Genomic DNA, 11,880 nt, shown 5'->3' with positions numbered 1-11,880 from the left:
TGCCCAGGATGGTTCAGCCATCCCCTTTTCATCTTCGGAGATTGCTATGCGTCTTGCTTCCACGAAAACTGCGGCGGCCCTGTGCGGTGGCTTGTTGCTGGCCATGAGTGTTCCGGCCAGTGCCGCAGTCGACGCCAAACTGCTCGACATGCTCAAGGCTAACGGTTCGATTTCCCAGGCGCAGTACGTTGAACTGCAAACTGAACTGGCCAAGGATCAGAAGGCCCAGCAGATCGCGCAGCAGGCGCAGCAAGAGACCAACGAGCAAATCGCGGCGACCGCGAAGAAAACCAACGAACTCAGCAGTTTCGACCAGAAACTGGCCTGGGCCGCCAAGACCCAGTTCAAGGGTGACGTGCGTATCCGTCAGGAAACCATCAAGATCGACGGCGAGCCGAACAACGGCGGCCGCGACAAGGATCGCCAGCGCATCCGTGCCCGTCTGGGTGCGTACACCGAGATCAACCCGCAAGTCGACACCGGCATCCGTATCGCCACCGGCGGCGGCGACGATGCCCGTTCGACCAACCAGGACCAGGACAACTACTTCGACAAGAAGCAGATCTGGCTCGACCTGGGCTATATCGACTACCACCCGGATCAGATCAAGAACCTGCACATCATCGGCGGCAAGATGCTGCAACCGTGGGTGAGCATGGGCGACGTGATCTGGGACAGCGACATCAACCCGGAAGGTCTGGCCGTCACCTACAAGTATCCATTGGGCAGCAGCGTCGAGCTGTTCGGCAGCCTGGGTAACTACAACCTCAAGGACAACGTCGACGGCGACGGCGTGCAATTCCGTCACGACCTGCGCCTGACCGCCGGCCAGTTGGGCAGCCGCTTCGCCATCACCGACAACCTGAAACTGACCCTGGGCGGCAGCGTCTACGCCTACCAGAACGACGAAGACAGCCGTTGCACCGGCACCTCCACGCCGTGCGCCCTGGCCGTCAACGGCAACTCGGCCGACAACGAATTCCGTCTGTACGAAGGCTTCAGCCAGGTCGACATCGGCGGCCTGCCAATGCCGCTGTCGTTCTACGGTCAGTACGTGAAGAACAACGATGCAGTGACCGATCAGGACACCGCGTGGCTGGTAGGTGCCAAGTCGAAGGTCTTCGGCCTGAACCTCGACTACAACTATCGTGACGTACAGCGCAACGCGGTGGTCGGCGCCTTCACCGATTCGGACTTCGCCAACGGCACCACCGGTTCCCGTGGCCACAAGTTCAAGGTCGGCTACGACATCGACAAAAACTTCGCCATTGGTGCGACTTACTTCCTGACCAAGGCCGACTTCTCCAGCCGTACCCAGCGTGATGCAGACACCAACACCCTGCAGCTGGACGCGGAAGCGAAGTTCTAAGCAACCCGGCAACAGACTTCAAACGATGGGTTTACATCCGGTTCCATCGTTTGAAGAGGCTTCAACAGACTGGCGCGGCCGCAGCGATCCCCATCATCCGTTCGCTGCGGCCGCGCCAGTCTGTGATTTCAGGATCGATCCTTGCGCCGCAGCGCTGCCAGCTGCTCGGCCAACGCGTCCACGCCCTCTTCAGGCTTTTGCGGCATCGCTCGCAACGTCGCCTGCATCAAACGCATCTGGCGAATGAACCGCCGGCAATTGCGGCAGAACATCAGGTGATGACGCACCATCAACTTCTCGCGAAAGCTCAACTGGCCATCGAGATAATCGCTGGATCGCGCCACTTGCTCCTTGCAGGTCAACATTCTCCCGTCTCCTCAAAATGCTCCACGGTCGCGAAGACCTTCAAGCGTGCCCTGTGCAGCAACACGCGGACATTGGAGAGCGAGATCTCCAGAAGATTACAGATGTCCTCCAGCTCCAGACCCTGACGCTCGCGCAGCGTGAGCACACTGCTCTGAAGTTCGGAGAGACTGAGCAACGTATGCTCCAGGCATTCACGCAGCTCGCCTTCTGTCAGCAACGCTTCGGGCGTGTCCTGGTGCCAGGCGAACGGTGCGACCAGCCAGTGACCGTCGCCGGGACAGAAGCGATTGTCGTCGATGGTGCCGTGGGGGGACGGCAGATCATCCAGCAACACTTCGCGACGATTGAGTTTGTAGCGGCTCTTGGCCGAGTTGGCGGTGATGGTCAGCAGCCAGGTCTTGAGACTGGAGCGCCCCTCGAAACGGCCGATATTACGCACCACCGACAGCCACGCGTCCTGCACCACTTCCTCGACATGGCGCTGGCCGACAATCGCGTAGGCGACCGCGCGCATGGGGCTTTGATAGGTGCTGACCAGTTCCTTGAAGGCTTTCTGTTCGCCTGCCAACAACCGCTCGAGCAGTTGTGTGTCGTCAACCGCCATCCATCAATCCCCTTTTCCTGACTCCGAAAATGATAGCGGCAGGATCTCTCCTGCCGCCAGTTTCGAAAATTACAGCGCTCGCGCCGATTCGGATGTAGGAAACGTCAGCGCGATTAAGAGGAAATGAACTCGCTCTTAGCGTTTACGCAGAATCACGCTACCAATCGAGTAACCGGCACCGAACGAACTCAGCACCGCCAGCGAACCGGCCGCCAGATCGTCCTGATATTTGTGGAACGCGATCACGGAACCGGCGGAGCTGGTGTTGGCGTAGGTGTCGAGAATCACCGGGGCTTCTTCTTCGGTGGCCTCGCGGCCCAGCAACTTGCGCACGATCAGGTGGTTCATGCTCAGGTTAGCCTGGTGCAGCCAGAAGCGCTTCACGTCACCGACGTTGAGCTTGTTCTCTTCCAGATGCTCGCCGATCAGCTCGGCCACCATCGGGCAGACATCCTTGAACACCTTGCGGCCTTCCTGCACGAACAGTTTGTCGCGGGCGCCGATGCCCTCTTCCGCCGCGCGGTTGAGGAAGCCGAAGTTGTTGCGGATGTTGTTGGAAAACTTGGTCAGCAGTTTGGTGCTGACCACATCGAACTGGTGTTTCGACGTCGCCAGATCGGCGCGCTCAATGATCACCGCCGTGGCGGCGTCACCGAAGATGAAGTGGCTGTCGCGGTCACGGAAGTTCAGGTGACCGGTGCAGACTTCCGGGTTGACCATCAGGATCGCCCGGGCCTGACCCAGTTGCACGGTGTTGGCCGCTTGCTGGATGCCGAAGGTCGCCGACGAGCAGGCCACGTTCATGTCGAAACCGAAACCCTGGATGCCCAGCGCTTCCTGGACTTCGATGGCGATGGCCGGGTAGGCGCGCTGCAGGTTGGAGCAGGCGACAATCACGCCGTCGATGTCGGCGGCGGTCTTGCCGGCACGTTGCAGGGCTTGTTCGGCAGCGCCGATGGCCATCTGGCAGAGCACCGACCATTCGTCGTTGGAACGCTCCGGCAGCCGTGGCGCCATGCGCGCAGGGTCGAGGATGCCGTCCTTGTCCATGACAAAGCGGCTCTTGATGCCGGAAGCTTTTTCGATGAACGCGGCGCTGGACTCGGTCAGGGCCTGGACTTCGCCGCTGGCGATGGCGTCGGCGTTGTCCGCGTTGAACTGGGCGACGTAGGTATTGAAAGACTGCACCAGCTCTTCGTTGGAGATGCTGTTGGCCGGGGTGTACAGGCCGGTGCCGCTGATGACGACGTTATGCATGGTCGTTTCTCTAATCTGTTCAGGCAGAAAGTGCTGGCACCGACGTGCCAACACGCAAAGGGTCCATTCCCGTATCAGGGACGCAAAAACCTGGCATCGCTTTATTCCGTTGCGCGGCCCGGCAAAGGCTCTGGGACGCGAAAACGGCATTTATGGTGGCGAAGTTTGCCATAAACCCGAGGTTTTGGCGCCTTTCCCAAGCGTCACGACCTTCCCAATGTGGGAGCGAGCTTGCTCCCACAAGGGGAATTTGTGATCGTTCCCACGGAGCGATCAGGCACTCGCTAGGGTTCCACCTGCGTCCACTGCTTGTTGAGGCGTTTGTCGGAGATCGGCACCTTCGTCCCCAACTGCTGGGCGAACAGCGAAACCCGGTACTCCTCCAGCCACCAGCGATACAGCTCAAGCTGCGGATCGCGCTTGCCTTCCTGGGCATGCTTGGCAGCGCGGGTCTGGTATTGCGTCCAGAGGCCGGCGAGTTCGCCGCTCCAGACCCGATCCTTCTGCACTTGCGCGCCCAGCTTCTCGAAACGCTGCTCGACCGCTTTCAGGTAACGCGGCAACTCCTTGAGCCAGAGCATCGGCGTTTCCCGGACGAAGCCCGGATACACCAGATGACTGAGTTGCTGTTTGATGTCGTTGAGCGCCACCGCTTGGGCCAGGTCGATCTTGCCCTTGAAGCGTTTTTGCAGACCGTGCCAGAGCTTGAGGATTTCCAGGGTCAGACGCGCCACGCGCTCGGCGTGCTCGGTCCAGCTGCCGCGCTTGCGCTCGGCCAGTGCCGCCAGACCTGCGCCGTCACGCGGCAAAGGGTCTTCGCCGTCGAGAATGCAGCTGTCGAGGCTGGCCAGCAGAATGTCTTCCACCAGTGCATCGACCCGCCCCAGTTCGCGGTACAGCAGGCCCAGTTCGGTCAGGCCCGGCAACTTGCCGCGCAGGAACTTCGCCGGTTCGGCCAGTTGCTGCAGCAGCAGACGTTGCAAGGCGCGGCGGTGCTGGAATTCGGCTTCGGCCGGGGTAGAAAATCGCCCTTCCTTGACCGTACCGCCCTCTTCCACCAGCGCCGGATACACCGTCATCGACAGCCCGGCGATCTTCTGTTGGGTCTTTTCCGCCACCGGCGCAAAGACTTTGGCCTCCACCGGTTGCTGGCTTTTCGCACTTTGCGGCACCGCCAGTGCGGCCTGGCTGGCTTCGGCGAAACGTGCGGTCAGCTCGGCCAGATCCCGGCCCTCGCCGAGGAACTTGCCCTGGCCGTCGACGATTTCCAGGTTCATCCGCAGGTGGCTTTCAACCTGCTGCGCCGCTTCGGCCCAGGCTTCATCGCTGACCCGCGCACCGGTCATGCGCAGCAGTTCGCGACCCAGCGCTTGCGACAACGAACCTTCGGCGAAGGTCATGCGTTGCAGCGCGGCCTTGATGAAGTCCGGCACCGGCACGAAGTTTTTTCGCAAAGCCTTGGGCAGGTTGCGCACCAGGGCGATGCACTTGGTCTCGATCAGTCCCGGCACCAGCCATTCCAGGCGTTCCGGCGGCAGCATCGGCAACAGCGGCGCCGGCACACGCAGGGTCACGCCGTCACGCGGATGATTCGGTTCGAAGTGGTAACTCAGCGCCAGTTCCAGATCGCCGATGTGCAGCGTGTCCGGGTAATGCTGGGCGGTGACTTCGCTGGCTTCGCGAGCCAGCACGTCTTCCTCGCGCATGATCAGCAGTTGCGGGTCTTTCTGACTGTTGACGCGGTACCAACTGTCGAACGTCGCGGTCTGGTGGATCTCCGCCGGCAGTCGCGCGTCGTAGAACGCGTAGAGGGTTTCCTCGTCGGCCAGAATGTCCCGGCGACGAGCCTTGGCTTCCAGTTCGTCGAGTTGTTCGAGCAATTGCTTGTTGGCAGTCAGGCATTTGGCCCGGGACTGAATCTCGCCGCGCACCAGACCTTCGCGGATGAACAGTTCTCGCGAGACCACCGGATCCACCGGGCCGTAATGCACCGGCCGGCGACCGACCACGATCAGGCCAAACAGAGTGATCTGTTCGAACGCGACGACCTGGCCGCGCTTCTTCTCCCAGTGCGGTTCGAAGTGGTTCTTCTTGATCAGGTGCCCGGCCAGCGGCTCGATCCAATCGGCGTCGATCTTCGCCACCATCCGCGCGTAGAGCTTGGTGGTTTCCACCAGTTCGGCGGTCATCACCCACTGCGGGCGTTTCTTGCCGATACCCGATGACGGGTGAATCCAGAACCGCCGCTGACGGGCGCCAAGGTAATCGCCGTCCTCGGTTTTCTGACCAATCTGGCTGAGCAGGCCGACCAGCACCGCTTTGTGCAATTTCGGATAATCCGCCGGCTCTTTGTTCAGGCTCAGCTGCAAGTCGCGGCAGATCAGGCTCAACTGACGGTGGGAATCGCGCCACTCGCGCAGGCGCAGGTAGTTGAGGAAATTCTTGCGGCACCAGTTGCGCAGCGGGCTGGCGGTCAGCGCCTGGCGCTGCTCTTCAAAACCGCGCCACAGATTGACCAGCCCGGCGAAGTCCGAATCGGCGTCCTTCCACTGAGCGTGGGCCTGGTCAGCGGCCTGCTGACGCTCCGGCGGACGCTCGCGCGGATCCTGAATCGACATGGCACTGGCGACGATCAGCACCTCCTGCAAGCTGCCGAGTTTGGCGGCTTCAAGCAGCATGCGGCCCATGCGCGGGTCCACCGGCAGGCGCGCCAGTTGGCGACCGAGCGGGGTCAGCTGACTGTTGCGATCCACCGCCGACAATTCCTGCAGCAGGTTGAAACCGTCGCTGATCGCCTTGCCGTCCGGCGGCTCGATGAACGGGAAATCGGTGATCTCGCCGAGGCGCAGATGGAGCATCTGCAGGATTACCGCAGCGAGGTTGGTGCGCAGGATTTCCGGATCGGTGAATTCCGGACGACCGAGGAAATCCTCTTCGCTGTACAAGCGCACGCAGATACCCGGCTCGACCCGGCCGCAGCGACCTTTACGCTGGTTGGCACTGGCCTGGGAAATCGCTTCGATCGGCAGCCGCTGGACCTTGGCACGGTAGCTGTAGCGGCTGATGCGCGCGGTGCCGCTGTCGATCACGTAACGGATGCCCGGCACGGTCAGCGAAGTTTCGGCAACGTTGGTCGCCAGCACCACACGACGCCCCGGATGGGACTGGAAAATCCGCTGCTGTTCCGCCGGCGACAGGCGCGCGTACAACGGCAGGATTTCGGTGTGTTTGAGCTGGGCCTTGCGCAGCATGTCGGCGGCGTCGCGAATCTCGCGCTCGCCGGGCAGGAACACCAGCACATCACCGGGACTGCGGCGCTCGCTGCGCTCATAGGCGGCGATTTCGTCGAGGGTGGCGAGAATCGCCTGATCCACGGTCAGGTCATCCTCGACGCGGTTGCCTTCTTCGTCCTGCTCGAGCGTCAGCGGGCGATACCAGGTTTCCACCGGGAAGGTGCGGCCGGACACTTCGACAATCGGCGCATCGTCGAAATGTTTGGAGAAGCGCTCCAGATCGATGGTCGCCGAAGTGATGATGACTTTCAGATCCGGGCGACGCGGCAGCAGGGTTTTCAGGTAACCGAGCAGGAAGTCGATGTTGAGGCTGCGTTCGTGGGCTTCGTCGACGATGATCGTGTCGTAGCGTTCGAGGTAGCGGTCGTTCTGGGTTTCCGCCAGCAGGATGCCGTCGGTCATCAGTTTGATCAGGGTGTTCGAATCGCTTTGGTCTTCGAAGCGCACCTGATAACCGACCAGCGCGCCCAGCGGTGTACCGAGTTCTTCGGCAACCCGGCTGGCCACGCTGCGCGCCGCGATCCGCCGAGGCTGGGTGTGGCCGATCAAACCGTGCTGGCCGCGACCGATCTCCAGACAGATTTTCGGCAACTGGGTGGTTTTGCCCGAGCCGGTTTCACCGGCGATGATCAGCACCTGGTGCTTTTCCAGGGCCTTCTTGATTTCGTCACGCTTGGCTGCAATCGGCAGGCTGTCGTCGTAACGGATCACCGGCAGGCTGGCCTTGCGTGCCAGCACCTGATCGCAGGACGCCTGCATCCGCGCCACCCACTGGGCCAGCTTGGCCTCGTCGGGTTTCTTGCGCAGCTCAAGCAACTGTCGCCGCAGCCGGTGGCGGTCGGCGAGCATGGCGTGATCGAGGTTTTTCAGCAGTTTGTCGATGGAGGGCGATTCGTCGGTCATCGGGTACGCAATTCGGTCGTCTAGTGGCGCAAGGACGCGATTGTCGCAGATTTGCGGGATTTGTGGCGTGTCTGGGGGATTGCTGCCCTCACCCTAGCCCTCTCCCAGGGGGAGAGGGGACTGATCGGGGGTTGCTCTAGAGCTACGCCGACCTGAAGGAGCCTCACCGAATCCATAATCGCCACGATCTTTCAGGTCGATGTTTAACCCGAGACACCTCGGTCGACCCCCTCTCCCTCCGGAAGAGGGCAGGGGTGAGGGCTTGCTTTTGGGGGGTTACTCGTTATCAAGCCCCTTACGCCGATACGGAAACACATCGATAACTTTCCCCGCCCGAATCGCCTCCTGTAGCCCCTTCCAGTAATCGGCGTTGTACAACTCGCCATGCAGCTGATCGAACAGCTTGCGCTGCGCCGCATCGGCAAACAGGAACGGCGGAAATTCTTCAGGGAACACGTCCAGCGGCCCGATCGAATACCACGGCTCGGAGGCCATTTCGTCCTCTGGCGTGCGCGGTGCCGGGATGTGGCGGAAATTCGCTTCAGTGAGGAAACAGATCTCGTCGTAGTCGTAGAACACCACCCGGCCATGACGGGTGACGCCGAAGTTCTTCAGCAGCATGTCGCCGGGAAAGATGTTGGCCGCCGCCAGTTGCTTGATCGCCAGGCCGTAATCCTCCAGCGCTTCGCGCACCTGGGCTTCGTTGGCGTTATCCAGATAGAGATTAAGCGGCGTCATTCGGCGCTCGGTCCAGCAGTGGCGGATCAGCACGGTTTCGCCTTCCAGCGACACCGTGGACGGCGCGACTTCCAGCAGCTCCGCCAGGCACGCCGGCTCGAATTTGCTCAGGGGAAAACGGAAGTCGGCGAATTCCTGGGTATCGGCCATGCGCCCGACCCGGTCGACGCTTTTCACCAGTCGGTACTTCTCGATCACCGTGGCACGGTCGACGTTTTTCGATGGAGAGAAACGATCCTTGATGATCTTAAACACGGTGTTGAAGCCCGGCAGCGTGAACACGCTCATGACCATGCCGCGCACGCCCGGCGCCATGATGAACTGGTCATCGGTGTTGGCCAGGTGATTGATCAGGGCGCGGTAGAACTCCGATTTACCGTGCTTGTAGAAACCGATCGAGGTGTACAGTTCGGCGATGTGCTTGCCCGGCAGGATGCGTTTGAGGAAACCGATGAACTCCGCCGGCACCGGCACATCCACCATGAAATACGAACGGGTGAAGGAGAAGATGATCGACACCTCCGCTTCGTCGGTGATCAATGCGTCGATCTGAATCCCGCGCCCTTCGCGGTGTAGCAACGGAATCACCAACGGCCACTGATCGTCGTTGGTGTAGATGCGCCCCACCAGGTACGCGCCCTTGTTGCGGTACAGCACCGAGGAAAACAGCTCGACGCTCAGCTCCGGGTCCTTGCACACCCAGTCCGGCAGGTTCTCGCGCAGTTGCGCTTCCAGACGCAGCAAGTCGCCGGGCAAATCGGCGTAGGCCTCGCTGAAGCGGTAATCGGCAAAGATGCTCGCAAGCATGCCCGAGATCTGCCCTTGGGGCTTGTAGGTGCGGGTTTGCGCGGCCCGTGCCCGACGCAGGCTCGGGCGCGTGGTGTGGATGAACATGCAGCCGTCACTGATCAGGTCGTGGCTGAACAGGCTGCAGAAAATCGAGTTGTACCAGGTCTCGGACAGTTCATCGTCGAAGCGCAGGTCGATGATGCTGATGTAGGCGCTTTTCACCAGTGGCCAGCAGGTGACATCCATCAAGGTGTCCGGCTCGAAGTACTCGCGCAGACGGGCGACGGTTTCACCGACCTTTTCTTCGTAGAGGTTGATCCGTGCCGCCGACGCGGTTTGCGTGTCCTGCCAGCGGGCCTGCTCGAAGCGCTCCCGGGCGCCGTCGGTGATCCGCCGGAAATGCTCGCGGTAATCGTCAAAGCCATCGAGGATCAGGCGGGCGATGTCGGTGGCTGGCCATTGCTGCGGCATAGATGAGACCTCTGCGGGAATTGGAGAATCTGTGCTCGAAGGCCTGAGCTTAGCCACGGAAGCAGGCGCAGGAGAAGCGCAATTTCGGCCAAATCCTCTTGCGGGTTGTACAACGACACAGTTTTTATCAAAGTTTTTTTAATCGACCGTTCGGTCAATAAACGTCCCTTCGGCTTCTCCCTATCGCTGAGCGCCAGCCCGCGTTTCTTCTGGGTTTCGGATCCAACCCGGTAGCGACGTCTCTAATCCGCGCTTTTCCCGGCTAGTTCCTTCTCGTCCATCGCGTGCCACCCCGGTTAAAAATGGCCTTACCAAGATAGTGGCACTTTGATATACAGCCCGCCATCACCCGCCTTACAACAAGATCCTCGGTCCACGAGGACGACCTCTCCCCCAATCCCCAAGGAGCACATTGATGTCTATCCGGAATCTGCGCATAGGTTTGCGCGCCAGTTTGTGTTTTGCCGTTCTGGCCAGTCTGCTGGTGGTGGTCGGCCTGTTCGGTCTGGGCCAGATGAAAACCCTGCGCGAGAGCGCGGCGGTGATCGAGGAATCGTGGATGCCCAGCATCGAAAGCATCCATGACGCAGCGGCGAATATCGCCAGCATCCGTCTTGAATCCCTGCGCCTGATCACCAGCACCCAGGTGGCCGTTCGCGAACGCAGCAAAGGCATTCTCACCGCGCAACGTCAGGAATTGCTCAAGCGCCTCGACGACCACAAGGCCCTGATCGCCAATGACCAGGAGCGAGCGATGCTGGAAGGTTTGAGCGCCGACACGGCCAAGTACCTGAGCATCCTCGACCAGATCATCAAACAGATCGATGCCGGACAAAACGAACAAGCCTACGCGCGCCTGACCACTGAACTGGCGCCCCAGGGCACGGTGCTCGACAAGACCCTTGAGCAAATGATCAGCCTCAATCAGCAAGGCGCGGATGCCGCCGCCAAGTCCGCGGCGGCGATGTACCAGCAGGCGCTGTGGATCGTCGCCGCGATCATCGTCATCGCCCTGATTGCCACGTTGTTGCTGGCCTGGTTGCTGACCCGCAGCATCACCACGCCGATCAATCAGGCGCTGAACGCGGCGCGGCAGATTGCGTCGGGAGACCTCAGCGGTCGCATCGACAGTGAGGGTCGTGATGAAGCGGCGCAATTGCTCACGGCGCTGGCGCAGATGCAGGGCAATCTGCGTTCGACCATTCGCGGCATCAGCGAGTCGGCCCAGCAACTGGCCTCCGCTGCCGAGGAAATGAGTTCGGTGATGGAACAAAGTACTCGCGGGTTGCAGCAGCAAAATGACCAGATCGAGCAGGCCGCCACGGCGGTCACCGAGATGAGCACGGCGGTGGATGAAGTGGCCGCCAATGCGGTGTCCAGTGCCCAGGCCTCCGAAGCGTCGAACGAGGACAGCAAGCACGGGCATGTGCAGGTCAGCGAGACCATCAGTTCGATTCAGGAACTGGTCAGTGCAGTACTCGGCGCGTCCGAACAGGCCGAGGGCCTTGCGACCCAGGCCCAGGACATCAGCAAGGTGCTGGAAGTGATTCGCGGCATCGCCGGGCAGACCAACCTGCTGGCCCTGAACGCTGCGATTGAAGCCGCGCGAGCCGGCGAGGCCGGACGTGGCTTCGCAGTGGTTGCCGACGAGGTCCGCTCGCTGGCCCAGCGCACGCAGAACTCCACCGAAGAAATCGAGCTGATGATCAGCAGCATTCAGCAAGGCACCAGTGCCACCGTCGGCGCCTTGCAAAACAGCGCCGAGCAGGCCAGCCATACCCTGCGTCGCGCCAACAGTGCCGGCCATGCACTGGAGAAAATCACCGCGTCGATTTCGCAGATCAACCAGCGCAACCTGGTAATCGCCAGCGCCGCCGAGCAACAGGCGCTGGTGGCTCGGGAGGTCGATCAGAACCTGGTGACCATCCGTGATCTGTCGACACAAACCGCAGCAGGTGCCACCCAGACGTCTGCCGCCAGTCAGGAGCTGTCGCGACTGGCCGTCGACCTGAACGCACTGGTCACGCGCTTCGTGATCTGATCAGACAATTAAATGCCCGATTAGCGGTTGCCATCGCCGGGGCCCTCGG

The 11,880-nt window shown here is 61.2% G+C and carries 7 protein-coding genes; 2 read left to right on the top strand and 5 right to left on the bottom strand.

The features are described from left to right. Positions 1 to 46 precede the first annotated feature (46 nt). On the top strand, positions 47 to 1,369 hold the full coding sequence (locus CAF76_RS08000; RefSeq protein WP_039772596.1) for a putative porin: 1,323 nt from the start codon (positions 47 to 49) through the stop codon (positions 1,367 to 1,369). A 128-nt stretch (positions 1,370 to 1,497) separates the two neighbouring features. On the opposite strand, the gene CAF76_RS07995 is transcribed toward CAF76_RS08000, so the two are convergent. The 5 genes from CAF76_RS07995 to aceK form a co-directional block, all read right to left on the bottom strand. Beyond that, positions 1,498 to 1,734: an anti-sigma factor gene (locus CAF76_RS07995; RefSeq protein ID WP_085611585.1), complete on the bottom strand. Its 237-nt coding sequence runs from the start codon at positions 1,732 to 1,734 to the stop codon at positions 1,498 to 1,500. Further along, positions 1,728 to 2,339 (bottom strand): RNA polymerase sigma factor, encoded by a 612-nt coding sequence (locus CAF76_RS07990; protein WP_085648575.1) that lies wholly within the window; start codon positions 2,337 to 2,339, stop codon positions 1,728 to 1,730. Before CAF76_RS07990 ends, CAF76_RS07995 begins: the two co-directional genes overlap by 7 nt. A 135-nt stretch (positions 2,340 to 2,474) precedes the next feature. Beyond that, the gene (locus CAF76_RS07985) at positions 2,475 to 3,596 is read right to left on the bottom strand and encodes a beta-ketoacyl-ACP synthase III (protein ID WP_064594196.1); all 1,122 of its coding nucleotides are present in this window, start codon (positions 3,594 to 3,596) and stop codon (positions 2,475 to 2,477) included. Between the two features lie 284 nt (positions 3,597 to 3,880). Then, the gene (gene hrpA / locus CAF76_RS07980; RefSeq protein WP_085648576.1) at positions 3,881 to 7,792 is read right to left on the bottom strand and encodes an ATP-dependent RNA helicase HrpA; all 3,912 of its coding nucleotides are present in this window, start codon (positions 7,790 to 7,792) and stop codon (positions 3,881 to 3,883) included. 276 nt (positions 7,793 to 8,068) lie between these two features. Next, positions 8,069 to 9,790, bottom strand: coding sequence for a bifunctional isocitrate dehydrogenase kinase/phosphatase (gene aceK / locus CAF76_RS07975; protein ID WP_011332949.1), 1,722 nt, complete (start codon positions 9,788 to 9,790; stop codon positions 8,069 to 8,071). A 415-nt stretch (positions 9,791 to 10,205) separates the two neighbouring features. On the opposite strand from aceK, the gene CAF76_RS07970 reads away from it, so the two are divergent. Next, positions 10,206 to 11,831: a methyl-accepting chemotaxis protein gene (locus tag CAF76_RS07970; protein ID WP_085648577.1), complete on the top strand. Its 1,626-nt coding sequence runs from the start codon at positions 10,206 to 10,208 to the stop codon at positions 11,829 to 11,831. Positions 11,832 to 11,880 lie beyond the last annotated feature (49 nt).

Source organism: Pseudomonas sp. B40(2017), assembly GCF_002112855.1.
In the GTDB taxonomy this organism is placed as follows: domain Bacteria; phylum Pseudomonadota; class Gammaproteobacteria; order Pseudomonadales; family Pseudomonadaceae; genus Aquipseudomonas; species Aquipseudomonas pharyngis.
The sequence above is the reverse complement of the archived record's forward strand: the minus strand, read 5'-3'. Positions and strand labels throughout refer to the sequence as shown.